The sequence below is a fragment of the Enterobacter chuandaensis genome, from assembly GCF_003594915.1.
Classification (GTDB): Bacteria; Pseudomonadota; Gammaproteobacteria; order Enterobacterales; family Enterobacteriaceae; genus Enterobacter; species Enterobacter chuandaensis.
The window spans coordinates 47672-74301 of the sequence record NZ_QZCS01000008.1 but is presented as its reverse complement, the minus strand read 5'-3'; the positions used below and the strand labels follow the sequence as shown (position 1 = coordinate 74301).

Genomic DNA, 26630 nt, shown 5'->3' with positions numbered 1-26630 from the left:
TTATGACCAATATGATTGCCGACGAGACGGTGGCAAAATCCAACGTGCTCTCTGTCTTTGACTTTGACGGGACATTAACGCACCACGACAGCTTTATCCCTTTCCTGCGTTTTGCCTTTGGGAAACGCTATTTCGCGGGTCGCCTGGTGCGCATGGCGCTGCCCACGCTCCACTGCGTGCGCCGCAAGCTGACGCGCGATGAGCTAAAAGAAGTGCTGATTAAAACGTTCCTGACGGGCGTGGACGAACACTGGCTGCGCCAGCAGGCGGAAGCCTTTTGCGAAAAATACTGGAGCAAGCTGATGCGCCCTGAAGGGGTGCTGGCGGTGGCGGCGGAGGTGAATGCCGGTGCGGAAGTGACAATTTGCTCTGCGTCGCCGGCGCTGGTGCTCCAGCCGTGGGCGGACAAGCTCGGCATTAAGCTTATTGGCACACAGCTGGAAGTGAAGGACGGCAAGCTGACGGGCCGTATCACCGGCAACAACTGCCGCTGTGCGCAGAAGGTGGCGAGACTGGAAAAGGTGTATGGCGATCTGAACGCCTATCACCTGCGCGCCTGGGGAGACACCCGCGGCGACCACGAACTGCTGGCGGCGGCGCAGGATCCGCACTGGCGGCATTTCCATCACCCGCGCAAGCGCCGGAATTCACCGATTAAGGGTTAAGTGCGGCCTGATGCCCTCATCCCGGCCCTCTCCCACAGGGAGAGGGAGAAAAACGGTACATCAGGCTTCACGTTTCCCCGGGAACAACACGCTCGCAATAATCCCCAGCGCCAGCACGCCTAACACAACAAACAGACTGGCCGTCGCGCCAATGCTGTAACCGTGGTGCCAGAAGTGATCGGTCGCATTCAGACCCAGCTTGAACGCCACGAAGAACAGCAGCAGCACCACCGCTTTCTCCAGATGCACCAGATACTGCTTGAGCGCTTCCAGCACAAAGTAGAGGGTACGCAGGCCGAGGATGGCGAACATCATGGCGCTGTAGATAATCAGCGGCTCGCGGCTCACCGCGATAATGGCCGGTACGGAGTCAAACGCGAACATCACGTCTGAGAGTTCGACCACCGCCACGCAGAGCAGCAGCGGCGTCGCATAGCGCTTCGCCTTCTTCACACGGCCAACCGTTACGTCCTGGTTTTCCGGCTTCTCAAGCTCTGCATCCACCTCTTTCTGGGTCAGAATAAAGGCGTGGCTGCTGATTTTCGGCCAGACGGGGTAGAAGCGTTTCACCAGGCGATAGGCAAGGTGACCCGAGTAATCTTCCACTTCGTCACTCTCTTCGTTGCGTTTGAGCATCATCACCGCCGTCCAGCCGACGACCAGCGCGAAAATAACCTCCACGTACGGCCCCAGGCTCAGCAGGCTGGTGCCGATCGCCACGAAAATACCGCGGAAGAAAATCGCCCCCAGCACGCCCCAGTAGAGCACGCGGTGACGGTACTTATCCGGCACGCCGAACCAGGCGAAGATCGCCATCATCACAAACAGGTTATCAATGGAGAGCACCTCTTCCAGCGCGTAGCCGGTGAGGAACAGGCTCGCCATCTCGGCGCCGTGATGGATATACAGGAACCCGGCAAACGCCATTGCCATTGAGAACCAGAAAACGGACCACATCGCCGCGCTTTTCAGCGAGACAGGCTTATCGTGACGGTGCATGAAGAGGTCGATAAACATCGCCCCAACGGCCATCACCACAAAGACAACAACGGTTTCCGTCGGGAAACCGAGATGAGCAGCAGACATACACAACCCTTTTATAGAGGCAGAACACAGCACCATGCAGGCTGGCGTAAACCAGCAGAGAAAAAGAGTGGGCTTTCAGTGAAGGCCACACTCAAAAAAAATCAATTCTAAACGTTCTTTTCCGCCAGCGCCTGCGCGCAGGCCCAGGCGCTGGCCCACGCCCACTGGAAATTATACCCGCCGAGCCAGCCGGTAACGTCCATCACTTCGCCGATAAAATAGAGCCCCGGTACGTTGCGCGCTTCCATGGTACGCGAGGAAAGCTCATTGGTGTCGACACCGCCCAGCGTCACTTCTGCCGTGCGGTAGCCTTCGGTGCCGTTTGGCTGGACGCGCCAGTTCGTTAGCGTATCCACCAACGTTTCCTGCTCGCGGCTGTTCAGCTGCTTGAGCGTCACATCCGGGATCTGCCCCAGCACCTGCAAACACTCTACCAGACGTTTTGGCAGCTGCATCGCCAGGGTATTTTTCAGGCTCTGATTCGGGTGAGCGGTGCGCTGTTCGTTGAGGAACGCATCCAGATCGCAGTCCGGCACCAGATTTACCGTGACAAACTCACCCGGCTGCCAGTAGCTGGAGATTTGCAGCACCGCCGGGCCGGAGAGACCGCGGTGAGTAAAGAGCAGGTTTTCGCGGAACACCGTCCCATCTTCGGCAGTAATAACGGAGGGAACGGACACGCCGGAAAGCGTCTGAAGCTGTTCCAGGAGCGGTTTGTGCAGCGTGAACGGAACCAGCCCGGCGCGCGTAGGCAATACGTTCAGGCCAAACTGCTCGGCAATCTTATAGCCGAACGGGGACGCCCCCAGCCCCGGCATCGACAGACCGCCGCTGGCGATGACCAGGTTATCGGCGCTGACAGTGTCACCATTGAGCTGCAGCGTGTAGCCCTGCTCGTCGCGGGCAACCTCCAGCACTTCGGTACGCAGGCGCATGACCACGCCGCCCTTCTCGCACTCGGCCACCAGCATATCGACAATCTGCTGCGCGGAGTCGTCGCAGAAGAGCTGTCCCAGCGTCTTTTCATGCCACGCGATGCCGTGCTTACCGACCAGATCGATAAAATCCCACTGGGTATAACGCGCCAGCGCGGATTTGCAAAAATGGCGGTTCTGGCTCAAATAGGCCGCGGGTTCGACATAGAGATTGGTAAAGTTGCAGCGCCCGCCGCCGGACATCAGGATCTTGCGGCCTGGCTTTTTGCCGTTATCGAGTAACAGCACACGACGACCCGCTTGTCCGGCCATTGCCGCACAAAACATACCCGCCGCACCGGCGCCAATGACCACGGCATCAAACCTTTCCACGTCAAAATCCTCTTCGTTAACTGCCGCGGATTGTAAAGTTTCCTCTGTGGTCACACCAGCGTAAAAAGATATTACAAAGCCATTTCATTGAAATTTAACGATTATCCTTTAAGGCACTTTTCTCAAATCAGGTGGTATGTCAAAAAAAGTCTATATTTCACTTTGCCCGTTGCGCATTTGTCCTGGATAATGCGCCGCGTTCATGTCCTCAAAATGGCGTAACGTCCTATGCTACATTTGTTTGCCGGCCTGGATTTACATACCGGGCTTTTACTATTGCTTGCTCTGGTTTTTGTACTGTTTTACGAAGCGATCAACGGCTTCCACGACACTGCAAACGCAGTAGCAACGGTTATCTACACTCGCGCAATGCGATCGCAGCTTGCGGTTGTTATGGCGGCGGTATTTAACTTTTTTGGTGTCCTCCTGGGCGGACTGAGCGTTGCGTATGCGATCGTGCATATGCTGCCAACGGATCTGCTGCTTAACGTTAGTTCTGGCCATGGCCTTGCTATGGTGTTCTCAATGCTGCTTGCTGCGATTATCTGGAACCTCGGTACCTGGTATTTCGGCCTGCCTGCATCCAGTTCTCACACTCTCATCGGCGCGATTATCGGTATCGGGTTAACGAATGCCCTGATGACCGGGACCTCGGTTGTTGATGCGTTAAATATCCCGAAAGTACTGGGGATCTTTGCCTCACTCATCGTCTCCCCTATCGTGGGTCTGGTGGTGGCGGGTGGCTTGATTTTCATCCTGCGTCGCTACTGGAGCAACACGAAGAAACGTGCGCGAATCCACCTGACGCCAGCAGAGCGTGAAAAGAAAGACGGCAAGAAAAAGCCGCCGTTCTGGACGCGTATCGCCCTGATCATTTCCGCTATCGGCGTGGCCTTCTCTCATGGCGCGAACGACGGGCAGAAAGGCATTGGTCTGGTGATGCTGGTACTGATTGGCGTCGCACCGGCGGGCTTCGTGGTTAACATGAACGCCTCCGGTTACGAAATTACCCGTACCCGTGATGCGGTCAACAACGTTGAGACCTATTTCCAGCAGCACCCTGAGCTGCTGAAAAAAGCGACCGGCGTTGACCAGCTCATCCCGTCTCCGGAAGCTGGGGCAACTACCGCCCCTGGTGAGTTCCACTGCCATCCGGCTAACGCGATTAACGCGCTGGAACGTGCCAAAGGCATGCTGGGCGATATCGAAAGCTACGACAAACTGGCTGTGGAACAGCGTGGTCAGCTGCGTCGCATTATGCTCTGCATCTCTGACGTGACCGATAAAGTCGCGAAGCTGCCAGAGGTTAATGCGGACGACAAACGTCTGCTGAAGAAACTGAAAAGCGACATGCTCAACACCATTGAGTACGCGCCAATCTGGATCATCATGGCCGTCGCGCTGGCTCTGGGTATCGGTACGATGATTGGCTGGCGTCGTGTGGCGACCACCATCGGCGAGAAGATCGGTAAGAAAGGCATGACCTATGCGCAGGGTATGTCCGCGCAGATGACGGCGGCGGTATCTATCGGCCTGGCAAGCTACACCGGTATGCCAGTATCCACCACCCACGTACTCTCCTCGTCCGTGGCAGGTACCATGATTGTTGACGGTGGCGGTCTGCAACGCAAAACCGTGACCAACATTCTGATGGCCTGGGTGTTCACCCTTCCGGCGTCCATCCTGCTGTCTGGCGGTCTGTACTGGATTTCGCTGAAGCTGCTTTAATCGGTTGAAGGCGACAAAAAAGCGGGTCAGGAAACTGACCCGCTTTTTTTATGGCTGTTGTTTGTAGTCGGACATTTTATAACGTCAGGATTTTCTGAACATTTTTTGCCCAACCCAATTGCGAAGATAAAACTATCATGGCCGCCAGAAGAAAAACCAGACAAAGGAGAATGTATGGCTTCCGTCCCTATTCCAGGACCAGGCTCAATTGTTATAGCGAACAACATGCGCGAAGCACGCATTCACGGCATGTCGCGTAATATGGCCACTCCCTCAACGTATTATTGGTTCTACCAGAAAGTCAGGAATGGTGGTCCCTGGGACTACAAAAAGTTCGACCCATACTTTGCAGCATTTGGTAACTTCAATTTCGGTGCCGCCGGAACTGCCGCGGGAATCCCTGCAAACATTCTTCTTATGGGCGCAGGCTGGGCCCAAGGACGCGCTGGCACCTCAAAACCTGAATGGGGAAGGTGGCACGAAAAACCGCCTTACGGGGACGACCCGACGGACCAACGCAATATCAGAGAAGGAATAGAGTATGCCATTCAAAACGGCTACTAAATGGATTCATCGCCTTGTGACACTATCGCTTTTAGCTCTGGTCATTGGGTTTCTCTGGTTAAACTACCAGCCCAATCAGCGTAATAGCGATGAGCTTCAGCGCGCTTATAAATTATCTGACAGTGTCTGGCTCTATATGACCGTGAACAATCAGGGTGACGCAACCGTTCCCACAATCTACCGTTACTATCTCTCAGAAGAGATAGCAGGGAAAGATACTGACATTATCCATCAGCTCGCTATGAAGCATCCGATCATTGAAGGTACAGGCACAATTACCTCAGCAAGCATTGATGCAAACGGAGAAGTGAAAATTGCCTACAGCGGGAGGGTTATCTCGATTGAGGACAATATTTCAGATCTTCGATTCTCAGTTAAACCCTGGGCCAGATGAAACAAGGCGGGTCTTACCCCGCCTGCTGTTATGCTCAGTGCCAAATCATCAACGCAATCATACTGACCACGACCAGCCCACACAGGGCGCTGGTCAAAATGAACTGACGACGCAGACGTTCGCAGCGACGGATAAACTCTTCATCGTGATGATCGCGGTAGCGCTGGTAGTAGATATACCCCACCAGACGCATCTGCTTGCTGGGCTGCCCATGCGAGGTGAAGAACCCTCCACCATCCACATACTGATACAGCAACGGATCGCAACCACGAAGTACCACTAACAGCGCACGTAATGATGAGAAGTAGCGCGCCATATTCACTATGCAAACTACGCATAACGCCCAAAATAATGCGACGGTGCTAATCATACATCCTCCCCGGCGTCCGCCCACGAAGCAAGGCTTCTGAGCTACCGCACCCCAATGCCCTGACAGACAGTTCAGTGAAAGAATGACTAAAAATCGATCCGGTTCGAGTTTTAATATCCGAACGGTTCATTAAATAGTGTAGGAGATCCGTTAATTTTTTTGCCACAAGGTTAATCGTTATCAACACCAAAGCTTGAAAAATATGTTTAACTGGGCCGTAATGAAAGCATCAGACGACGCTTTCCCATTTAGTCATCGATAACTTAAGGAAGGAGTAACACTATGGCTTACAAACACATTCTTATCGCGGTAGACCTCTCCCCGGAGAGCAAAGTGCTGGTTGATAAAGCAGTCTCCATGGCACGTCCTTACAACGCGAAAGTTTCGCTGATCCACGTTGATGTGAATTACTCCGACCTCTACACCGGTCTGATCGACGTGAATCTTGGCGATATGCAGAAACGCATCTCCGAAGAGACCCACCACGCGCTGAGCGAACTCTCCACCAACGCGGGCTATCCGATCACCGAAACCCTGAGCGGCAGCGGCGACCTGGGCCAGGTGCTGGTTGATGCAATTAAGAAATACGATATGGACCTGGTGGTATGCGGTCACCATCAGGACTTCTGGAGCAAACTGATGTCTTCAGCGCGCCAGCTGATTAACACCGTTCACGTGGACATGCTGATTGTTCCGCTGCGCGACGAAGAAGACGAGTAAGTGCAAAAAAAGCGGCACTGAAAGTAGGCCGGGTAAGGCGAAGCCGCCACCCGGCTTTTTTTATTCTGGCGTACCCGAATAAATATCAAACCGATGCCCTTTCGTGGTCACCGCGTTAGTAGTCGCAACGTCCGCCAGCGGCGGCGCGTAGTCCGGACGCTTCACCACCACCCGCTTCGTCGCGAGCTGACGAGCCGGTTCCAGCAGGCCATCTGCGTCTAAATCCGGCCCCACCAGCGACTGAAATACCCGCATCTCTTTTTTCACCAGCGCGCTTTTCTGCTTATGCGGGAACATCGGGTCGAGGTAGACCACCTGCGGGCGCGGGGTGATATCGGTCAGCGCCGTCAGGCTGGAGGCGTGGATAAGCTGCAAGCGCTCCTGCAGCCACGGGCCGATTTCCGGGTCCGCGTAGCCCCGCGCCAGCCCGTCGTCGAGCAGTGCGGCCACCACTGGATTGCGCTCCAGCATCCGCACGTGACAGCCGACAGACGCCAGCACAAACGCGTCGCGCCCCAGCCCTGCCGTGGCGTCGACCACGTCCGGGAGATAGCTCCCCTTAATGCCGACCGCTTTGGCCACTGCTTCGCCGCGACCGCCGCCGAACTTGCGCCGGTGCGCCATCGCGCCGCCAACGAAATCGACAAAAATCCCGCCGAGCTTTGGCTCGTCGCGCTTGCGAAGCTCCAGATGTTCCGGCGTCATCACCAGCGCCATCAGGTTCTCTTCATCGTGCTCCAGCCCCCAGCGGGCCGCCAGAACAGATAAGGCGCCGTCTCCGGCGCCCGTTTCATCCACTAAGCAGATCTTCACGTAGCTATCAGCCTTTGATCCCGTAATGCTCAAGCATCGCGTCCAGCTGCGGCTCGCGGCCACGGAAGCGTTTGAACAGCTCCATCGGCTCTTCTGAACCGCCGCGGGTCAGGATGTTATCAAGGAACGACTGGCCGGTTTCGCGGTTGAAGATCCCCTCTTCCTCGAAGCGAGAGAAGGCATCCGCCGCCAGCACGTCGGCCCACAGGTAGCTGTAATAGCCTGCCGCATAGCCGCCCGCGAAGATATGGCTGAACGCGTGCGGGAAGCGGCCCCAGGTTGGCCCTGGAATAACGGCAACCTGCTTTTTAATCTCGGCCAGGGTTTCGAGGATTTTCGCCCCCTGCTCCGGGCTGAACTCCGCGTGCAGGCGGAAATCGAACAGGCCGAACTCCAGCTGACGCAGGATGAACATCGCCGCCTGGTAGTTTTTCGCCGCCAGCATTTTATCCAGCAGTTCCTTCGGCAGCGGTTCGCCGGTCTCGTAATGACCGGAGATAAACGCCAGCGCGTCCGGCTCCCAGCACCAGTTTTCCATAAACTGGCTTGGCAGCTCGACCGCATCCCACGGCACACCGCTGATGCCTGCAACGCCTGCGGTTTCGATGCGGGTCAGCATGTGGTGCAGGCCGTGACCGAACTCGTGGAAAAGGGTGATCACTTCATCGTGGGTGAACAGCGCAGGCTTGCCGCTTACCGGACGGTTGAAGTTACAGGTCAGGTAGGCGACCGGCTTTTGCAGAGAACCGTCTGCTTTACGCATCTGACCCACGCAGTCGTCCATCCACGCCCCGCCGCGTTTGTTTTCACGCGCGTAAAGATCCAGATAGAAGCTACCGCGCAGCTCGTTTTTCTCGTCATACAGCTCAAAGAAGCGCACGTCCGGATGCCAGACGTCAATATCAGTACGCTCTTTAGCGGTAATGCCGTAAATGCGTTTTACCACTTCGAACAGGCCGTTAACGGCTTTGTTTTCCGGGAAGTACGGGCGCAGCTGCTCGTCGCTGATGCTGTAGAGGTGCTGCTTCTGTTTTTCGCTGTAGTACGCGATGTCCCACGGCTGCAGCTCGTCCACGCCGAACTCCGCTTTCGCGAAGGCACGCAGCTGGGCCAGCTCTTTCTCCCCCTGAGGACGAGCGCGTTTCGCCAGATCGGTCAGGAAGTCGAGAACCTGCTGCGGGTTCTCGGCCATTTTAGTGGCGAGGGATTTATCGGCGTAGTTTTCAAAGCCCAGCAGCTGTGCCAGCTCGTGACGCAGCGCGAGGATCTCCGCCATCACTGGGCTATTGTCCCACTTACCGGCATTCGGCCCCTGATCGGAGGCGCGGGTGCTGTAGGCGCGGTACATCTCTTCGCGCAATGCCTGGTTGTCACAGTAGGTCATCACCGGCAGATAGCTTGGGATATCCAGCGTTAACAGGAAGCCTTCCTGCTCTTTTGCTTCGGCCTGGGCTTTTGCCGCCGCCAGCGCGCTTTCCGGCATACCGGCCAGATCGGATTCATCGGTGATCAGCTTCGTCCAGCCCATGGTGGCGTCGAGGACGTTGTTGCTGTACTGGTTGCCCAGCTCGGACAGGCGCGCGGCAATTTCACCGTAGCGAACCTGCTTCTCTTTTGGCAGGCCGATACCGGACAGCTCAAAGTCGCGCAGCGCGTTATCAACCGATTTTTTCTGCGCCGTGTTCAGTTCGGCATAGTGGTCGCCGTCGCGCAGGTCGCGGTAGGCTTTGTAGAGCCCCTCGTGCTGACCGACCCAGGTGCTGTACTCAGAGAGCAGCGGCAGGGTTTGTTCGTAGGCTTCGCGCAGTTCCGGGCTGTTTTTCACCGAGTTCAGGTGGCTCACCGGGGAGAAGATACGCCCCAGTACGTCATCCACTTCGGCCAGCGGCTGACACAGATTTTCCCAGGTGTACGGCGCGCCCTGCGCAACCACGCTTTCTACCGCCGCTCGGCAGTTGTCCAGCGACTGGGTAACGGCTGGAACCACATGCTCAGGGAGGATTTTAGAAAACGGTGGCAACGAAAAAGGCGTCAGTAATGGATTGGTCATAAACGCTGTCCTGTTGAAATAGGTGAATGAAGCGCGCATCCGGCGCTGTGCATATTGTTTTCAGTAATGGGGTTAAGTGTAGAGGATTTCAATAGCTGCGCTTACCGGGCCTGCGGGTAATCTGTGCCGTTCTGCTGTAAACTGTGGCAAATCGTCAATTCAGCGGAAAATCATTACCCATGCTCAGTTATCGCCACAGCTTCCACGCTGGCAACCATGCCGACGTCCTCAAACACACCGTTCAGAGCCTGATCATCGAATCGCTCAAAGAGAAAGAGAAGCCGTTTCTCTATCTGGACACCCATGCGGGCGCGGGCCGTTACCAGCTGAGCGGCGAGCATGCCGAGCGTACCGGCGAATACCTGGAAGGGATTGCGCGTATCTGGCAGCAGGACGATCTGCCTGCCGAGCTGGAGCCGTACATTGGCGTGGTGAACCACTTCAACCGCAACGGCCAGCTGCGCTACTACCCGGGCTCGCCGCTGATTGCCCGCCAGCTGCTGCGCGAGCAGGACAGCCTCCAGCTGACCGAGCTGCACCCGAGCGATTTCCCGCTTTTGCGTTCTGAATTCCAGAAAGACGGCCGCGCCCGCGTGGAAAAAGCCGACGGCTACCAGCAGCTGAAAGCCAAGCTGCCGCCGGTTTCACGCCGCGGCCTGGTGCTGATCGACCCGCCGTACGAAATTAAAACCGACTATCAGGCGGTGGTGACCGGCATCCACGAAGGCTACAAGCGCTTCGCCACCGGGACGTATGCCCTGTGGTACCCGGTGGTCCTGCGCGCGCAAATCAAGCGCATGATCAAAGACCTGGAAGCGACCGGCATCCGCAAAATCCTGCAGATTGAGCTGGCGGTGCGCCCGGACAGCGACCAGCGCGGCATGACCGCCTCCGGCATGATTGTGATCAACCCGCCGTGGAAGCTTGAAGCGCAAATGAACAACGTGCTGCCGTGGCTGCATAAAAAGCTGGTGCCAGCCGGTACGGGCCACGCCACCGTCAGCTGGATCGTGCCGGAGTAATCGCAGCCATCGGTGGAAACTATTGATTTCAGGTATACAATCGCGGCAATTCACGATTAAGGACAAAAGCTATGACTAAGCATTATGACTACATCGCAATCGGCGGCGGCAGCGGCGGCATCGCCTCCATCAACCGCGCGGCCATGTACGGCCAGAAGTGTGCGCTGATTGAAGCGAAAGCGCTGGGCGGCACCTGCGTGAACGTGGGTTGTGTACCGAAGAAAGTGATGTGGCATGCGGCACAAATCCGTGAAGCTATCCATATGTACGGCCCGGACTACGGCTTTGACACCACCATCAACCACTTCGACTGGGACAAGCTGATCGCCAGCCGTACCGCCTACATCGACCGTATTCACACCTCATACGACAACGTGCTGGGTAAAAATAACGTCGACGTTATCCACGGTTTCGCCCGCTTTGTGGACGCCAAAACGATCGAAGTGAACGGCGAGACGATCACCGCCGATCACATCCTGATCGCTACCGGCGGCCGTCCGAGCCACCCGAACATTCCGGGTGCCGAATACGGCATCGACTCCGACGGCTTCTTCGAGCTGCCGGCCCTGCCAGAACGCGTTGCCGTTGTTGGCGCGGGTTACATTGCGGTTGAGCTGGCCGGCGTGATTAACGGCCTGGGCGCTGAAGCGCACCTGTTCGTGCGTAAACACGCGCCGCTGCGCAGCTTTGACCCGCTGATCGTCGATACGCTGGTAGAAGTGATGAACGCCGAAGGCCCAACTCTGCACACTAACGCCGTGCCAAAAGCGGTCGTGAAAAATGCAGACGGTAGCCTGACCCTGGAACTGGAGGATGGCCGCAGCCAGACCGTCGATTGCCTGATCTGGGCGATTGGCCGTGAACCGGCGAACGACAACTTCAACCTGGCCGTGACCGGCGTAAAAACCAATGACAAAGGCTATATCGTTGTCGATAAATTCCAGAACACCAGCGTGCCTGGCATTTACGCGGTCGGCGATAACACCGGAGCCGTTGAGCTGACTCCGGTCGCCGTTGCGGCGGGCCGTCGTCTCTCCGAGCGCCTGTTCAACAACAAGCCGGACGAGCATCTGGACTACAGCAACATCCCGACCGTGGTCTTCAGCCACCCGCCAATCGGCACCGTCGGCTTAACCGAGCCTCAGGCGCGCGAGCAGTACGGCGACGACCAGGTGAAAGTGTATAAATCGGCGTTTACCGCGATGTATACCGCCGTCACCTCGCACCGCCAGCCGTGCCGCATGAAGCTGGTCTGCGTCGGCCCGGACGAGAAGATTGTCGGCATCCACGGTATTGGCTTCGGCATGGACGAGATCCTGCAGGGCTTTGCCGTGGCGCTGAAGATGGGCGCCACGAAGAAAGACTTCGACAACACCGTGGCAATCCACCCGACGGCGGCGGAAGAGTTTGTGACCATGCGTTAATGCCAGAACGTCAGCGCGCATCGCTGTTCTCTGACGACAGCTGCTGATTAAACCGGCTCATCTCTTCCAGGACGCGGTTGACGAGGGATTCAATCTCTTGCCAGCCGCGTTCTTCATTACAGGCCGCTTCCAGCTGTTCGCAGGCCTGCTGCAGAGACGTCATGTTCATCATCCTTGCGCCGCCGTTAATGCGGTGCGCCATGCGGCCCACCTTATCGCGTTCTTTTTGCGCGAGCCACTGCGTCAGCTTGCTGGCATCCTGCCTGTTGACCTCGACCATTTCGGCCTGCAGTGCCCGCGTGGCATCATTCACCCACTCAGATTTAGCGCCGCTGCCAGCAAAATAGCGGTCCAGCAGCGTCTGGAGTTTTTCTGCCGTCAGCGGTTTTTCCAGGTATTCATTCATACCGGCTTCAATGCAGCGCGCAGCCGATTCCGCGCCGCTCATCGCACTCAAACCGAAAACCGGGATCGGCGGTTGGCCTGTCAGCTGCTCGGTGTGGCGGATTTGCCGTGCCAGTTCATAGCCGTCCATTTCCGGCATCGTGCAATCGGTAATAATCACATCGTAGCGGCCAGGATTCTGCTGCCACATCGACAGCGCCTCCGCGCCCTGCGTCGCCAGCGATACCCGATGCCCCCATGACTCCAGCCGCTGTTGCAGCGCCCGGCGTGCAGGCGGGTAGTCATCCACTCCCAGAATATGCAGGCTGCGCGCCTGGTCGACGGGAGGAGGTGTTAACACCTTACTGGCGGCGGGCTGCGCATCAAAGTGAAGGCTCACCACGCAGCCTTCATGCGGTTCACTGTCGATACGCACCTCCGCCCCTGCGGCCTGCGCCATATACAGGCAGGCCGGTAAGCTGAACCCGGTATCTGTCCACTCGGATTTCAGCGTCACGTGGTGAGCGCGTCGGGTAATCTCCTCCAGCCGCTTTCCGTCGATTCCTTCTCCCTGGTCACACACCTCAATGACCAGCGGGACGGTTGTGGAGCCCGCGTCTCTGGTGCCCTCGTACACCTCAACGTCAATTTCTTCGCCGTTCGAGTGCTTGATCGCGTTGCGAAGCAGGCTGGAGAGGATGCGAATAATCAGCAGCGGATCGGTAATAAAGCGTTCGCCGGAAAGCTCGATCAACACGTTCAGGGTGATCCCTTTGGCTTCCGCCTGCTGACGATAGAGCGCCACCGTACTGTGGATCAGCTGGGGCAAATGCGTGCTGCGGGTCGTGCCATTCAGCTGCGGGTTATCGGCCCGGAAGACATCAAACATATCCCCGATAAGCGAAAGCAGGCTCAGGGAAGATTCCCAGATCAGATTCAGATTTTCGTTATGCTCATGCCGCGCCTCCAGCGCCTGAAGCTCCATCTCCAGCAGGCCGGTGATCACGCTTAGCGGCGTGCGCACTTCATGCCCCATGCTCTGCATAAACGCGTTCTTACTGCCGATCGCCTGTTCCAGGTTATTTTTCGTTTCTGAAAGCTGGGCAATCAGCTGCTCTTTTTCCGTGACATCCAGCCAGCCGCCAATCAGGCCGCTGATATCGCCCTGGCCGTCATGCCACGGCACAACCCAGCCCTGCAGATAACGTCGCTGGCCGTTGATCGTACAGCTTTCAGACCAGTTCTGCGGCTGTCCATCCTGCAACGCCTGCTGGTACTTCGCCTCCAGGTTCGCCAGCACCGCCGGTTCGGCTATGGCGATCGCCGTGACAGGCTGCCCCTGCAATACCTCACCCGGCTGACCGATGGTCTCCGCCCAGACCTGGTTGTAACGCAGCAGGTTTCCGTTGCGATCGCGCACATAGAGCGCCACGGGTGAGGCGTCTATAAGCGCCTGGGTAAAACGCAACTGTTCGGCAAGCTGCTGCTGCCAGACGTTCCCGCGACGCAGCGCGGCGCGCAGATACTGGATCCACAGCCAACACCCGGTGACCACCAGCAGAAGCAGCACGCCCCAGACCAGGGAATTAAGCACCGTGCTTTGCGCCCAGGTTTCGCTATTGTCGATGGCGGCTTGTCGCCAGTCGCCCGCCAGCTGCATCAACGCCTGCGGCTGCATATCCGCCAGCGCCTTATTGAGAATATTAATCGGCTGGCTGGTGTCGGTTTGCGCGGCCATCACCACATCCGTGGGCGGTACGGGTACCGTCACCGCCAGATGAAAGCGGGTGGGATGATGGCGCGTCACCAGATAGTTGGCGATAAACTGCGGCGCAATCACGCCGCGCACGTCGCCTTTTTTCAGCCACGCGAGCGCATCATCCATCTTCGTAAGCGGCACCAGCTGGATGGTGGGATACCAGGTTTCCAGCCAGTGGATCAGCGGGTCATCAGCCATAATCGCCAGCTTTTCGCCCTTCAGCTGGGAAAAATCATCCGGTCGTTTGATCTCCTGATCCATGACCACCACAGAGGGCGTGGTGAGCAACGGTGAGGTCATCGCCATGCTCGCGGTAGACTTTTGCGCTATGTCGGTCTGCAGACTGAGCATCAGCGCGTCCGGGTTGTCCCGCTTCAGTGCATTCAGTTCGGCGTCGCTACCGGCGGTCAGAATCGTGAATTGAATATCGTACTGCTCGCTAAACTGATTGAGCAGGTCAACCACCAGACCCGCGGGCGATCCCTCCTCCACAAACGACAGCGGACGCTGGCGGCTATCCAGGATCACCTGGATCTGACTGTGCTCGCGCAGCCAGTTCTCTTCCTCCTGATCCAGCGCCAGCGGGTTGGTGGTGATCACGAAGCTCCGGTTGAGTCCCCAGCTGTTGGTAATACGCAAACGGCTGGCTAACGGAATGTGTTTAAACACCGTGTCGATGGCTTCCGCCAGCTGCGGCAGCTGGCGATCCACGCCAAAGCTCATGTTCAGATTGGGCAGCGCCGGGCTATAGCGCCAGTGCAGCCCCTGGGCCTGATGATACTGGGTGAGGTATTCCGCACTTGCGCGGTTAATCCACAGCGCGTCTATCTGCTTAAACGCCAGCGCGCTGACGGCTGATGGGTACCAGTACTGAAAACGGAGCGTGCTGCCAGGGTAGTAACGACGCAGCGCCGGGCTGGCGCTGGTATCCGACATCAGCCCCAGTTTCCTGGGGATGGCTTCGCGTGCGTCGTCAGCATGATCGCGGGTGGTCATCAGGACCGCCTTATCCAGCAGCCATGGCGGCGTGGTTACCAGATCCGGATTTGGCCAAAGTTCCGGGTTCCACATCGCCACCATCTGAATTTCATGACGGCGCAGCGCCTGGAACGCATCGCGGCTATGGCTGTAATAATGCAGTTTGACGTTGACCTTAAGGCTATCCTCCAGCAGCGCCAGATAATCGGCAGCAATGCCGCTGAAAAGCCCGTGGCCCATGCCTTCACTCAAAGGGGGATGGGGCTGCCCCCAGACGCCCACATGAAGCGTCTGGTTGTTGTCCAGCCACTGCTGCACATCAACATTAAACTGGACGTGCGGCGCATTGACCTGCACACGGCGTTGCAGAGACAGTTCCTGGGCCTGAATCTGTCCGACACTGCACAACAGTAAAAACAGGCTTATCAACCGGGCAGATAAAAAACGCATCGTATGAGTGGTTCCCTGAGGAGAAGAACTGGAGGGGCCAGTAAAGAGGTTGTCTCTATTTTAGCAACTGCGCGTCGAACCACATTGCCTGATTACCCGCCATAATTTGCGGGAATTTTAGCAATACAGGCGCCAGCCCTGATTAAGGTCGGTCTTGTTTTTGCGAATAAGCGTAAATCTCTTTTTTATAAGACCGACCTTATTGTTCCCTTTTTCCATGGCAGGTAAAAATCAGGCAGATTTGCTATGCGTAAACAGGTTACTTCGTGATGAACAATAACAGCGACAACAGCACAGAAGCCCACACGGACGAGGCAATTAACGATAACTTTCCGGCCCTGACGGCGATCTCCCTCGGCGATATTTTAATTCAGCGCGAGGAGAGCCTTTTTATTAATGACAACAGTAAACAATGGCTGATAAAAGGGACTTCGGGGGAACAGGTTAATCTTTCCGACCTGCTCCCCGCCGATTCAGAGCCGGGAGAGTGGATGAAAGCCAGAGGGTCTGTCACCGTGGATGGTGTGCAGTACGAGGTCTATCACCACTCGGGTCTTGAGACGGAGCTGCTGGTGCAGGTCGGTATGCAGGTCGCGTCTCTTGAGTAACGGCTCATGTGCCGGTATCCCCGATCGCCTCCACCTGCATCTCTCCCTGACGAAAACGGTCGGCGAGGAAGAAAGGCACGGGTAAGGTCCACTGCCCGTTACGCACCAGCGCCGTATAGCGATAGCTCACACCATCAAACCGTAGCACAACGGCCTGCTTTTCGCCGTCCGCTTTCTCGCTCGGCCCCGCCAGTACGGTAAACCCGGCATTACTGCCAACATGAAAATGCTCTGCCTCCCAGCGGACAGGCGGGTGTTCTGGCCAGGGCCGGGCATGGTGAAACGCGAAAATCTCGTCGTGATTCATAATGCTCTGCCGAACGGTGGGCCACAACGCCACCTTCAGGAAATACTGATCGGTGAAACGCGCGCTGCCCTGATAGCCCGCCACAAACTGACGCATCATCCCTTCCACATTTTGGACCAGCCCGCCGCAGCCGCCCCACATCCCGGCCAGCAGCAGTTCGGTATGGGTAAAGTAGTCGCGCATATGGTGGAAATAAAACGGCGAACGCAGCCAGGCTTCCACGCAGACCTGTTCCCGCTCGGACAGCAAGGAGTCGGCGTCTCGCACCAAAAAGCGGTCGACCTGCGGGTCATCCATCACCAGAAAACGCCACATCGTCGGGTAGATCCCCTTTTCATGGCTCATATCCACCAGCGCCGCGCCCGCCTGCTCCAGCCGCTGCCAGACGTGCTGCGGCACGGAGTCGTCGAGATAGACGCGGCAGCGCCACGCAGGAAACAGCCCGGCGGCGGCATCGATATTTTTAATTAAGGTTTCGCAGTAGCGCGGCTGGTCGCCGTACAGACTAAACGCGATGATGTTCTTTTCGCGGCAATCCGCCTGAAAAGTCGGCGGTGGCGTCTGGGGCAGCGGCCAGACGGTTCCCTGACGAAAGCGCTGGTCAGAAAGGGTCAATGACTCCAGACCGTAGGCACGCATTTCAGCCGTTTTGCCCATATGTCCGCACAGTTCCGTCAGGCCATCAAGCCAGGTTTCTGACGCTTCGTGACGGCGGAGCGACTGATAAATCTTGCGATAAACCTTATAAGCCCGGTCATGCTTTCCCTCACGCATCAGACTCAGGGCGTAATCGCTTTGTACCGACATATTGTTCGGCAGAACAGCCAGCGCCTTTTCGCAGCAGCGGGAAGCCGTCGCGTAATCCGCAACGGCCATGGCGTGACGATACTGCTCCGCCAGCGCAGAAAATTTCTGGCGCAGTGCTTTTTGTTTCGTCGCAGAAGAATGAGGAAGAAAAGATGGGCGCATCGTCCGGGCTCAGTAAATGAAATAAACGTGAGTATTATTTTCCCCTCCGCGAGTAAGGTAAGCGACAAGACCCGTCTTGATGTTGCCGTTAAGCCGGAAATAAAAATTTATACGTTAAAAAGCCGATGAGGATGTAAGCTTTTATTATCATTGCGTTGATAGCGCAGAATTAATAACGTTCCTGCCCAGACATTGCGCTTTTCGTTATTGATGATTGCCAGAATAATAAACAAGCCTGGTCTTATAACAATGCGTTTCTCGTTTCATCAGAATGAAACTATCAGAACCCCATCCTCTGGAGCGTTATAAAAAAATATGCGCCACTACCTTCGTCTTTTTTTGCTTCTGGTTTTATTTTTACCTGGTACGTCTTCGGCACACAGTGAAGAATATAAAATTCTGATGCGCACCCCCATTGAAGGCATGAACCGCCTTCCGCTTACCGGGGAGCAGGCCACGCTGCTGAAGCAGATGCAAAATCTGACGGTAGGCATCACCCGCGATGACGCGCCCCCTTTCGGGATGCGCAATATGCGCCATGAATATGAAGGACTGAGCGCCGACTTCATCGGCCTGGTCTCCTGGCAGCTGAATCTGCCCGTTAAGGTCAACATGTACGACTCGCCGGACGAGTTGTGGCAGGCGCTTGCCCGCGGTGAAATCGACATTATTCCCTCTGTCGCCGCCTTCGAGGCGAATGACACCTTTGTTTTCTCAACGCCCTATGCCAGCGATAAACCGGTATTAGGTATTAACGACCGCGACACCCAGCCCCTCGCCGACGATCTTGCCGACACCGATGTCGCGATGGTCAGGGACTATCTGCCCCTCGCGCAGGTAAAAGCGGCCTATCCTAAAGCGCATTTTCGCCTGTTTGACAGTTACCAGGAGGCGCTGAGCGCTGTGGCATTTGGTCAGTCCCGCGCCTATCTGGGGAATAGTTATTCGCTGAGCCGAAACTATTTAAACAACATTCACATCGAGCGCTTCTCCCGACTCCCCAACCGTGAGGTGGGGTTCGCCCTGAGCCAGAGTCATCCGCAGCTCAACCAGCTCATCAACGCAACGATTCGTGCTGTGCCCGAAGAGGAAAAGCTGGATCTATATCGGCGCTGGCAGCCCGATCGCGTCGATATTGCCCAGGGAACCAAGTCACTGGACTTTACCGATCGGGAAAAAGCGTGGATCGCTCGTCATCCTGTGGTGAACGTGCTGATCTACAGCCAGGACAATGCCGCGCCGGTCTCCTTCATTGATAACAAAGGCGTGCTGCGCGGCGTCGTGGCAGATCTCTTTTCCGTGGTGTCGCTGCGCACCGGATTGCGCTTTAGCTTCGAGACCGGCAATACCACCGATGACCTAATCGACCAGGTCAACCATGGGCAGGCCGACATGCTCGCCTCACTGACACCGAGCGACGCGCGCAAGGATCGGATCCTCTTCACGCGGCCCTACTTACGCAGCGCGTTTGCCCTCACCACATCAACCTCACGCAACGACATCACGACGCTGGCCGACCTGCGCGGCAAACGTCTGGCGCTGGTGAAAAATATTGGCGTGGAGCAACGGATACGCGAACGTTACCCGGAAATTAAGATTGTGCATGTTGGCAATGAATCGCAGCTGCTCTCCAGCATCACCCGCGGTGATGCTGATGCTGCGATAGGCATTCTGGTGATGACGGATTACCAGATTTACACCAATTTTCAGGACAAGCTGAAGGTGGTCTCAATTGTCGGAGAATCACCCGCCTGGATCTCCTTTGGCGTGGGGCTGGCAAACCCGGAACTGCAGCGCATTCTGGATAAAGTCCTGCTGAGTATCTCTCCCATTGAGATGGAAAATCTGGCTAACCGCTGGAGACCCAACGAGCTGGTGGTGGTCGACAGCTTCTGGTATCGCTACCGCGAGGTGTTGATTGCTACGGGCGTCTTCAGTGCCGTGCTGGTGTTATTAGCCCTGGGATGGGCGCTCTATTTACGTCGGCAGATTGTACGTAAGGCGGCGCTGCGCAGGCAACTGAACGAGCAGCTCACCCAGCTGCGCGAAATGCTCACCGAACGCGAGTCGCTGCTGGCGGAGCTGAGCGAGGCGAAAGAGCGGGCGGAAGACTCCAACCGGGCAAAATCCGTTTTTCTGTCAACCATGAGCCATGAGATCCGCACGCCGATGAACGCGATCATTGGCATGCTCGACATCGTGCTGAAAAAAGGACGTCGGGGCGAACACGATCTTCAGGCCCTGGAGGTCGCTTACGACTCGGCAGAGGGTCTGGTGGGGTTGATTGGCGATATTCTGGATATCTCGCGGATCGAGGGCGGGCATCTCGATTTCAACCCGGAACCCGTCCAGTTTGGCAAACTCATCGACAACATGATGCGGGTATTTCAGGGAGTGGCGACGGAGAAGAATATCCAGCTGAATAAAGTCTTTCCGACCGAAGCGCTGTATGAGGTCTACGCCGACCCGCTGCGCATTAAGCAGGTGATCTCCAACGTGCTGAGCAACGCGATTAAGTTCACCGATCGCGGCAGCGTGACGCTGACCCTGTCGCAGCGGGAAGAGGCCGACGCCGACAACATACAGTTCGTGATAGAGGTGCAGGACAGCGGGGTCGGCATTGATGCCAGCCAGCAGGCTGCGTTGTTCAGGCCTTTCAGTCAGGCGGATAATCGCCGGGCGGGAACCGGGCTGGGGTTATATATCAGCCGGACGATTTGTGAAAGCATGAACGGTACGCTCACGCTTGCCAGCGAAAAGCACGTTGGCACCACGGTCAGGGCGACCTTTTCTCTGCCTAAAGTCACCCGTGCCGTGACGACTCGTGCCCAGCCTCATACGGAAGAGGAAACGTTACCGGCGCTTAACGTACTGGTGGTTGATGACAATCCCGCAAACCGTATCCTGCTAGCCAAACAGCTGGCGTGGCTGGGACAGCATGCGCACCTGGCTTCCGGCGGCGATGAGGCGCTAAAAATTTGGGCCGACACGGCGTTCGATGTCATTATCACCGACTGCAACATGCCCGGCATCAACGGCTATCAGCTAACGGGGATGTTGCGTAACGCAGAACGTGAACAGGGCCGGGCACCCGCATGGATTATCGGGTTTACGGCGAATGCGATGCATGAGATTAAGGAACGGTGTTTACAGGCGGGGATGAATGATTGTCTCTTTAAGCCGTGCTCTATCAGCGATCTTGCGGCAGCACTTCGCTTGCACGGGCCTGCGAGGAACGGTAGACCGGGCAAGCGCAGCGCCACCCGGTTATAAAAACGACCCGGGGTTGATCATCACAACAACTGGTCGTGCCAGAGGAACAGCTCAGGATCGGTCTTCACACCCAGCTTTTTCATCGCGGCTTTCTTCTGGCCGCTAACGGTTTTGCGGCTGCGGCTGAACTTCTCGGAGATTTGCAGCACGGACATACCAGAGAGGAAGAGGCGCAGCACTTCCAGCTCCCGCGCAGAGAGCTGGTCCAGGCGGCCAATACCGTCGATGACCTGCTGTTCATCTTCAGCGTTGCCGGACGTCGTCGGCTCGGAGATAAGATAAAACTCCTTCTCCATGCTTTCAGAGAGGCAGATATGACCCGCCGCCACGCGGCGCACGGCATCCACCACTTCCGAGGCGTCACGGCTTTTACCAATATGTCCGCGCACGCCCGCCTTAAGCGCCATACGGACAATGGCGGTATTTTCCAGCGTCGATGAGATTAATATTTTCAGCCACGGAAAATTACTCATCAGCTGCTTGATCATCGGTAATCCGTCGATATCTTCATCGCCGAGTAAATAGTCCAGGATCAGCACATCGATACGATTGGTACGTAAAAAGTTAATCAAATCGATACGGCTGGCAAAGCTGCCTTTCAGTTCGAAATCCGGCTCCTGGCTGAAAATAATTTCCAGCCCTTTGCGCACAATAGGATGATCGTCGAGTAAGGCAATATAGATTTTTTTCCTGAAAACTGATTCATCTGCACTCTCTTTCTGTGCCTGCTGTGTGGTTCATTATTTAAACGGCTGGTTACTGCTTTCTCAGCCACTGCAATAATGTTCCCGCACTGGCATAACTACGAAATATTGCAGCGTAAGCGTCAAAGCGGTTGGTGGCTTCTGCAACCTGGTTACCGTAATAATCACTTTCTGCACTCAGCACATCCAGCAGGGTTCGTCTGCCAAGGTGGTACCATTGATCGAAGAAATCATGGCGAATACGATCGGATTCAAAGGCTAAGTCATGGTACAACTCGGCGCGTTCCAGCATGCTGCGGGCATCCTGATCCGCCGCGCGCACGCGGTTATCCAAATCGCGTAATTGTTTTTCAATCGCCTCTCTGCTGGCATCAGCCCGACGCGCAGCAGAGAGTTCAGCGGCGCGTTGAGAACCGCCGCGGAAAATAGGCCAGCTCACGTTTACGCCCGTCTCCCAGGATTGTTCACGCCCCAGCTCGTCACGCCCGGTGCTTTTGCCAACGTTCCAGGTGACCGTCGGAAACGATGCAGAGCGCGCGGCGTCCGCGTCAGCCAGCGCCGATGCGGTTTCCGCCTTTGCCTGACGAATCGTCGGATGGCTATTGAGGGCCGTCAGCTGCGTCGTCAACTCTCCCGGCTTCAGGTTCCAGACGGTTGCCGCGGGCAGGGGCACTTTTTTATCCCCCAGCAGACGGTTAAGGGTGATTTCAATATCGCGAGCCCGTGAAACCGCCGTATCCAGCGATGATTGCGCCTGAAGCAAGCGCCCGCGCGCCTGAGTCAGCTCGCTGCGACGCCCCTGATCGACCTTCACAATCCCGTCCAGCATGTTGACCAGCTCGTTCATGCGGGCCACGTACTTTTGGCTCAGGCTGATGATCTGGCGCTGTTTGCTCAGCTCAACCAGCGAGCTGCTGACCTGCCAGGCGATATCTTCCGCCTGAGCATCGACGTTGTTTTTCGCCGCGTCATGCAGTGCCTCTCGGCTTTTAATGGTGTTACTGGTGCGGCCAAAATCGAGCAGTGTGGTCGCCATATTGACGGTCACTGCTGGTCGGCTGTCGCTGTAGCGGCGTTCACCGCCGCCAAACTGGTAACTTTTGGAACGGGTACCAACATCAATCTGCGGCCAGCGCTGACCTTTGGCTTCGTCCACGTTGGCTTCCGCCGCTTCAGTGTTGTAATGCGCGCCACGCACTTCGGGGCTGATGCTCAGCGCGGTATTTACCGCATCATTAAACAGGGCGCGAATCTCACCTTCGCTGGGTGCCCGGGCCGTTGCAGCCTGGGCAAGGCTTTCACGCTTCGGCGTCGCAGCCGCTCTTTTCACGGATGACGACTCCACTAACGGCGCGGCTGGCGCAGGCGGTGTGGAGGCCATCACCATGCGAGATTTTACCACAGGGGCTGCAGGCTCAAAGGCTAATAAACCATCACTATTGGCTGCACCTTTAGCCGATGCCAGGCACGCCGCGGCCGTCAGCAGCGCCGCCAGACGGCGCTGCACAAACATTGAATCACTTTTCATATTAACGCTCGCGGAACGCTTCCTTCGCTTTGAAGATAGGTTTCAACAGGTAATCAAGAATGGTTTTTTCACCGGTGCGGATTTCTACCGTGGCAATCATGCCCGGGATGATCGGCAGTGACTTGCCACCGGCGCTCAGCGTGCTGCTGTCGGTTAGCACCATCACCCGATAATAGGTATCGTCAGGGCGGCCTGCGGCGGCTTTGGCGTCATCCTTCAGCGTGTCCGGGCTGACGAGAGAAACGTGCCCTTTGAGGCCACCGTAAATACCAAAATCATACGCGGTGATCTTCACCATCGCCGGTAACCCGGCATGCAGAAAGGCCACGTCAGAGGGTTTGATCTTCCCTTCCACCAGCAGTTGGTCTTCCAGCGGTACGATTTCCATAATGTGTTCACCGGGCTGGATTACGCCGCCGATGGTGGTGACGCGCACGTTTTTCACCGTGCCTTTCACCAGCGCGGTGATGGCGGTACGGCTTACCACGTCGGCGCGTCCCGTCAGGTTCTCTTCGGCCTGCACCAGATCCAGTTCCTGACGAATCAGCTCGGCGTTAGCATCTGCCTGGTAGCGGTTACGACGCTCGACGATTTGCGACTGCAGATCGTTCGCCTGACGACGCATGCGCAGCAGTTCGACTTCCGAAAGCAGGCCGCGTGCTGCCAGCGGCTCTGACATAGCAATTTCGTTCTGCGCCAGGCGGTAGCTTTTCTCTAATGAGGCCACCCCCTCTTCCAGCGCCTGTTTGCGGCTGTTGTAGGCGCGCGTTTCCAGGTCCACTTCGGAAGGGTACTGCTTCACGCGATCGCTAAAGGTCAGCGGCAGACCGTAGGCTTCCGCACGCAGGCGGTTAACGGTTGCTTCAAGGGCCACCACTTTACGCAGCGTCTCCTGATAGCTGGACTGGGCGCGGGTGGGGTCAATCTTGAGCAGCACCTGACCCGGCTCGACGATGTCGCCTTCACGCACGTTCATCTCTTCAAGGATCCCGCCTTCGAGGCTTTGAATCACCTGCTCACGGCTTTTAGAGACAATTTTGGCGTCGCCTTTGGTGATCTCTTCCACTTTGGCAAAATGCGCCCACGTTAAGAAACCGGCAAAGACCGCCAGAATCAGCCAGAGAACCAGACGGGATTTCGGCGTCGTCTGCGAGAACAGGGCCTCCTGGATGTCGCTCATCCAGGCGGCGTCGCGCGCCGACAGGTTTTTCTGTTTACGGTTGCGTTTGAAGAAGGTCATGCGCTTGCCTCCACGGGCTGTTTTCCGGTAGCGGCTTTCGCTGGATGGCTGTCATTGGCGGGTGCGCCGTTCAGTGCGGCCAGAACCTGCTGTTTAGGGCCATCCGCCACAATTTTGCCGTCATCTATAACAATCATGCGGTCCACCAGCGCCAGCAGCGACGGGCGATGGGTGACCACCACCAGCGTGTGCCCAGCGGTCGCCATTTTCAGATGCTGTAAGAACAGGGCTTCCGTCTGGGAATCCATCGCGCTGGTGGGTTCATCCAGCAGCAGCAGGTTCGGTCTCGCCAGCAGCGTTCGGGCCAGGGATACCAGCTGACGCTGACCGCCGGAGAGGCTATTCCCCTGCTCGCCCACCGGCATGTGGATACCGCGTGGATGACGCGCGGCAACCTGATCCAGCCCCGTCAGCCGTAGCACGTGCAGGAATTCATCGGAGGAGGCGTTCTGGCGGCCAATCATGATGTTTTCACGCAGAGTGCCGTAAAACAGACGCGCTTCCTGGCCGACAAAGCCCACGTTGTTACGCCAGTCCGACGGTTCAATCTGGTTCACATCCAGCCCACTGCTGAACATTTGCCCTTTCACCGGGGTATAGAGACGCGCAATGATGCGCAGCAGGGTCGATTTACCGCTGCCAATTTTGCCCACAATCGCCACGCGCTCGCCCGGTTTGATCGTCACGTTGACGCCTTTCAGGATCTCCGGGTTAGGCTGCATCGGCGGTGCCGGGTAGGAGAAGGTCACGCCTTTCAGTTCAATATCGCCGTTCAGTTCAGGCTGTTTGATGTAATCAATCTCGCTGCTGCGATCGGTCGGATGTTCCATCAGCCTGTTCAGCGAGGTCAGCGCGGCTTTGGCCTGCTGATAACGCACGGCCAGACCAATCACCTGGCTTAAGGGTGCCGTCACGCGCCCGGCCAGCATCACGGTACCGATCAGCGCACCCTGGGTCAGGTTCCCGGCATCAATGAGATATACCCCGGTGACAATCAGCATCACCGTCTGCAGCTGCTGCAGGAAGCTCACCGAGTTCATCGCCAGCGTCGAGTAGTGCTTCGACGCCGCCGCGCTGGAGGACTGCATGGCGCTGAACTTCTGCCAGCGGCTCTGCATCCAGGACTCCCCGCCGACCGACTTCAGGGTCTCCATCCCTTCGATGGATTCAATCAGCACGCCCTGCTTTAACGAGGCTTCCTGCAGGCTGGCTTTCATCACTTTCGCCAGCGGCCACTGGATAAGCAGGCTCACCAGCAGGATCATCGGCAGCATCAGCATCGGGATGAATGCCAGCGATCCGCCAATGGCAAAAATAATGCCGATAAACAGCAGCACAAAAGGTAAGTCGGCAATCGCCGCCAGCGTGGCGGAAGAAACAAAGTCACGGACGGATTCAAATTCGCGCAGCTGGTTGGCAAACGAGCCGGAAGAGGCCGGCTTATGTTCCATTTTGACCGCCAGCGACTGACGGAACAGAATACTGCCGACGATCAAGTCCGCTTTTTTCCCGGCGGTATCGAGCAGGTGCGCACGTACCGTACGGGTGACGGCCTCAAAGACCATCGCCACCAGTACGCCAATCGCCAGCGACCACAGGGTAGTAAACGCCTGGTTGGGGATCACCCGGTCATAGACGTTCATGGTAAAGAAGACGGACGCCAGCGCCAGAACGTTTACCAGCACCGAGGCCAGCGCGGCGCTGCGGTAGTAACTGCGATAGCGCCACAGGGTGCTGAACAGCCAGTGGCCTTTCGGCTGCGGCGGGGCAATATCGCTCATCCGGCTGTCAATGCGCGCCGCCGGCTTCGCCGCAATGGCATAGCCGACATACAGCTCGCTGAGCGCCGCATGGTTCAGCTCAACCGGCTCATCACCCACTTCCGGCATGATCAGGGTATAAAACAGGTCCCATTTATCATCGGCATTTTTACGACGCTCGCGCGCGAGCAGAACCATGCCGCCCGCACCTTTGCGCAGCAGAATCATGGGGAAAACCTGCTCGGGCAGTTCAGCGCTGTTACGCTTGATGAGCCCCCCGGTGATACCGGCGTTTTTGAGCGCATCAAGCGCTAAAGAGGGTGTGAGCGTTTGTTCAACAGGCAGACCAGCCAGCAGGACATCGTCGCTCTTACCCAGACCATAATGCTCCGACAGCCAGGCAATACTTCGTAGCAGGGAGTCATCATTAAGTCGGGTATCGCGGGCGATGGCATGCAGCTGTTCCTCCTGGGTGTTAGCCATTGAGGATTCCATATTTCGTGTATTCCAGGTTATAAAAAATCAAA

At 56.9% G+C, this 26630-nt stretch carries 20 protein-coding genes; 9 read left to right on the top strand and 11 right to left on the bottom strand.

The annotated features are described in order from the left end of the window. The first annotated feature begins 2 nt into the window (after nt 1–2). Nucleotides 3–665: an HAD family hydrolase gene (locus D5066_RS14015; RefSeq protein ID WP_119916307.1), complete on the top strand. Its 663-nt coding sequence runs from the start codon at nt 3–5 to the stop codon at nt 663–665. 60 nt (nt 666–725) lie between these two features. Here D5066_RS14015 and D5066_RS14010 read toward each other — a convergent pair whose 3' ends face one another. Both D5066_RS14010 and D5066_RS14005 read right to left on the bottom strand, forming a co-directional pair. Continuing rightward, nucleotides 726–1751: a TerC/Alx family metal homeostasis membrane protein gene (locus tag D5066_RS14010; RefSeq protein ID WP_119916306.1), complete on the bottom strand. Its 1026-nt coding sequence runs from the start codon at nt 1749–1751 to the stop codon at nt 726–728. A gap of 107 nt (nt 1752–1858) precedes the next feature. Then, nucleotides 1859–3058, bottom strand: coding sequence for a BaiN/RdsA family NAD(P)/FAD-dependent oxidoreductase (locus tag D5066_RS14005; RefSeq protein ID WP_119916305.1), 1200 nt, complete (start codon nt 3056–3058; stop codon nt 1859–1861). Nucleotides 3059–3286: 228 nt separating this feature from the next. Here D5066_RS14005 and pitA point away from each other — a divergent pair, with 228 nt between their 5' ends. From pitA to D5066_RS13990, 3 genes are all read left to right on the top strand, one after another. Continuing rightward, entirely contained in the window at nt 3287–4786 is a 1500-nt protein-coding gene (gene pitA, locus D5066_RS14000) for an inorganic phosphate transporter PitA (RefSeq protein ID WP_119916304.1), read from the top strand. A 174-nt stretch (nt 4787–4960) separates the two neighbouring features. Next, nucleotides 4961–5350, top strand: a complete 390-nt coding sequence (locus D5066_RS13995) for a polymorphic toxin type 44 domain-containing protein (RefSeq protein WP_208861687.1) — start codon at nt 4961–4963, stop codon at nt 5348–5350. Beyond that, nucleotides 5328–5744 (top strand): hypothetical protein, encoded by a 417-nt coding sequence (locus D5066_RS13990; RefSeq protein ID WP_080329097.1) that lies wholly within the window; start codon nt 5328–5330, stop codon nt 5742–5744. The genes D5066_RS13995 and D5066_RS13990 overlap by 23 nt, the downstream gene beginning before the upstream one ends. 34 nt (nt 5745–5778) lie before the next feature. On the opposite strand, the gene uspB is transcribed toward D5066_RS13990, so the two are convergent. Then, nucleotides 5779–6114 (bottom strand): universal stress protein UspB, encoded by a 336-nt coding sequence (gene uspB / locus D5066_RS13985; RefSeq protein ID WP_003861224.1) that lies wholly within the window; start codon nt 6112–6114, stop codon nt 5779–5781. A gap of 282 nt (nt 6115–6396) precedes the next feature. Here uspB and uspA point away from each other — a divergent pair, with 282 nt between their 5' ends. After that, nucleotides 6397–6834 carry a universal stress protein UspA gene (gene uspA / locus D5066_RS13980; RefSeq protein WP_003861223.1) on the top strand — a complete coding sequence of 146 codons (438 nt, stop codon included), beginning with the start codon at nt 6397–6399 and terminating at the stop codon, nt 6832–6834. Between the two features lie 60 nt (nt 6835–6894). On the opposite strand, the gene rsmJ is transcribed toward uspA, so the two are convergent. Further along, nucleotides 6895–7647 carry a 16S rRNA (guanine(1516)-N(2))-methyltransferase RsmJ gene (gene rsmJ / locus D5066_RS13975; RefSeq protein WP_119916303.1) on the bottom strand — a complete coding sequence of 251 codons (753 nt, stop codon included), beginning with the start codon at nt 7645–7647 and terminating at the stop codon, nt 6895–6897. Nucleotides 7648–7654: 7 nt separating this feature from the next. Beyond that, nucleotides 7655–9697, bottom strand: coding sequence for an oligopeptidase A (gene prlC, locus D5066_RS13970; protein ID WP_080329099.1), 2043 nt, complete (start codon nt 9695–9697; stop codon nt 7655–7657). Between the two features lie 179 nt (nt 9698–9876). Between prlC and D5066_RS13965 the strand changes: the two genes are divergently transcribed. Then, nucleotides 9877–10719 carry a 23S rRNA (adenine(2030)-N(6))-methyltransferase RlmJ gene (locus D5066_RS13965; RefSeq protein ID WP_047345682.1) on the top strand — a complete coding sequence of 281 codons (843 nt, stop codon included), beginning with the start codon at nt 9877–9879 and terminating at the stop codon, nt 10717–10719. Between the two features lie 71 nt (nt 10720–10790). Beyond that, nucleotides 10791–12143, top strand: a complete 1353-nt coding sequence (gorA, locus tag D5066_RS13960) for a glutathione-disulfide reductase (RefSeq protein WP_063426528.1) — start codon at nt 10791–10793, stop codon at nt 12141–12143. 10 nt (nt 12144–12153) lie between these two features. Here gorA and D5066_RS13955 read toward each other — a convergent pair whose 3' ends face one another. Then, nucleotides 12154–15714 carry a response regulator gene (locus D5066_RS13955; RefSeq protein WP_119916302.1) on the bottom strand — a complete coding sequence of 1187 codons (3561 nt, stop codon included), beginning with the start codon at nt 15712–15714 and terminating at the stop codon, nt 12154–12156. Nucleotides 15715–15983: 269 nt separating this feature from the next. On the opposite strand from D5066_RS13955, the gene D5066_RS13950 reads away from it, so the two are divergent. Then, nucleotides 15984–16322 carry a Biofilm associated protein A gene (locus D5066_RS13950; RefSeq protein WP_119916301.1) on the top strand — a complete coding sequence of 113 codons (339 nt, stop codon included), beginning with the start codon at nt 15984–15986 and terminating at the stop codon, nt 16320–16322. 4 nt (nt 16323–16326) lie between these two features. On the opposite strand, the gene D5066_RS13945 is transcribed toward D5066_RS13950, so the two are convergent. Further along, nucleotides 16327–17598: a tetratricopeptide repeat protein gene (locus D5066_RS13945; RefSeq protein WP_419179117.1), complete on the bottom strand. Its 1272-nt coding sequence runs from the start codon at nt 17596–17598 to the stop codon at nt 16327–16329. Between the two features lie 402 nt (nt 17599–18000). On the opposite strand from D5066_RS13945, the gene D5066_RS13940 reads away from it, so the two are divergent. Beyond that, the gene (locus D5066_RS13940; RefSeq protein ID WP_244288145.1) at nt 18001–20871 is read left to right on the top strand and encodes a transporter substrate-binding domain-containing protein; all 2871 of its coding nucleotides are present in this window, start codon (nt 18001–18003) and stop codon (nt 20869–20871) included. A 20-nt stretch (nt 20872–20891) separates the two neighbouring features. Here D5066_RS13940 and D5066_RS13935 read toward each other — a convergent pair whose 3' ends face one another. The 4 genes from D5066_RS13935 to D5066_RS13920 all read right to left on the bottom strand — a co-directional run bounded on the left by D5066_RS13935 (nt 20892) and on the right by D5066_RS13920 (nt 26586). After that, nucleotides 20892–21521, bottom strand: a complete 630-nt coding sequence (locus tag D5066_RS13935; RefSeq protein WP_244288144.1) for a response regulator transcription factor — start codon at nt 21519–21521, stop codon at nt 20892–20894. Nucleotides 21522–21627: 106 nt separating this feature from the next. Then, nucleotides 21628–23103: a TolC family protein gene (locus tag D5066_RS13930; RefSeq protein ID WP_119916298.1), complete on the bottom strand. Its 1476-nt coding sequence runs from the start codon at nt 23101–23103 to the stop codon at nt 21628–21630. Between the two features lies 1 nt (nt 23104). Beyond that, nucleotides 23105–24343, bottom strand: coding sequence for an HlyD family type I secretion periplasmic adaptor subunit (locus D5066_RS13925; RefSeq protein ID WP_119916297.1), 1239 nt, complete (start codon nt 24341–24343; stop codon nt 23105–23107). After that, a complete protein-coding gene (locus D5066_RS13920; protein ID WP_244288143.1) occupies nt 24340–26586 on the bottom strand; it encodes a type I secretion system permease/ATPase in 2247 nt (748 codons plus the stop codon). Before D5066_RS13920 ends, D5066_RS13925 begins: the two co-directional genes overlap by 4 nt. Nucleotides 26587–26630 lie beyond the last annotated feature (44 nt).

What these genes read in the sequence shown, in the direction of transcription:
- D5066_RS13945 (WP_419179117.1), bottom strand. Translation starts at nt 17,598, where the DNA reads ATGCGCCCATCTTTTCTTCCTCATTCTTCTGCGACGAAACAAAAAGCA.
- D5066_RS13925 (WP_119916297.1), bottom strand. Translation starts at nt 24,343, where the DNA reads ATGACCTTCTTCAAACGCAACCGTAAACAGAAAAACCTGTCGGCGCGC.
- gorA (WP_063426528.1), top strand. Translation starts at nt 10,791, where the DNA reads ATGACTAAGCATTATGACTACATCGCAATCGGCGGCGGCAGCGGCGGC.
- D5066_RS13965 (WP_047345682.1), top strand. Translation starts at nt 9,877, where the DNA reads ATGCTCAGTTATCGCCACAGCTTCCACGCTGGCAACCATGCCGACGTC.
- D5066_RS13930 (WP_119916298.1), bottom strand. Translation starts at nt 23,103, where the DNA reads ATGAAAAGTGATTCAATGTTTGTGCAGCGCCGTCTGGCGGCGCTGCTG.
- D5066_RS13940 (WP_244288145.1), top strand. Translation starts at nt 18,001, where the DNA reads ATGCGCACCCCCATTGAAGGCATGAACCGCCTTCCGCTTACCGGGGAG.
- D5066_RS13990 (WP_080329097.1), top strand. Translation starts at nt 5,328, where the DNA reads ATGCCATTCAAAACGGCTACTAAATGGATTCATCGCCTTGTGACACTA.
- D5066_RS14010 (WP_119916306.1), bottom strand. Translation starts at nt 1,751, where the DNA reads ATGTCTGCTGCTCATCTCGGTTTCCCGACGGAAACCGTTGTTGTCTTT.
- D5066_RS13955 (WP_119916302.1), bottom strand. Translation starts at nt 15,714, where the DNA reads ATGCGTTTTTTATCTGCCCGGTTGATAAGCCTGTTTTTACTGTTGTGC.
- D5066_RS13995 (WP_208861687.1), top strand. Translation starts at nt 4,961, where the DNA reads ATGGCTTCCGTCCCTATTCCAGGACCAGGCTCAATTGTTATAGCGAAC.
- uspB (WP_003861224.1), bottom strand. Translation starts at nt 6,114, where the DNA reads ATGATTAGCACCGTCGCATTATTTTGGGCGTTATGCGTAGTTTGCATA.
- D5066_RS13920 (WP_244288143.1), bottom strand. Translation starts at nt 26,586, where the DNA reads ATGGCTAACACCCAGGAGGAACAGCTGCATGCCATCGCCCGCGATACC.
- D5066_RS14015 (WP_119916307.1), top strand. Translation starts at nt 3, where the DNA reads ATGACCAATATGATTGCCGACGAGACGGTGGCAAAATCCAACGTGCTC.
- uspA (WP_003861223.1), top strand. Translation starts at nt 6,397, where the DNA reads ATGGCTTACAAACACATTCTTATCGCGGTAGACCTCTCCCCGGAGAGC.
- D5066_RS13950 (WP_119916301.1), top strand. Translation starts at nt 15,984, where the DNA reads ATGAACAATAACAGCGACAACAGCACAGAAGCCCACACGGACGAGGCA.
- pitA (WP_119916304.1), top strand. Translation starts at nt 3,287, where the DNA reads ATGCTACATTTGTTTGCCGGCCTGGATTTACATACCGGGCTTTTACTA.
- prlC (WP_080329099.1), bottom strand. Translation starts at nt 9,697, where the DNA reads ATGACCAATCCATTACTGACGCCTTTTTCGTTGCCACCGTTTTCTAAA.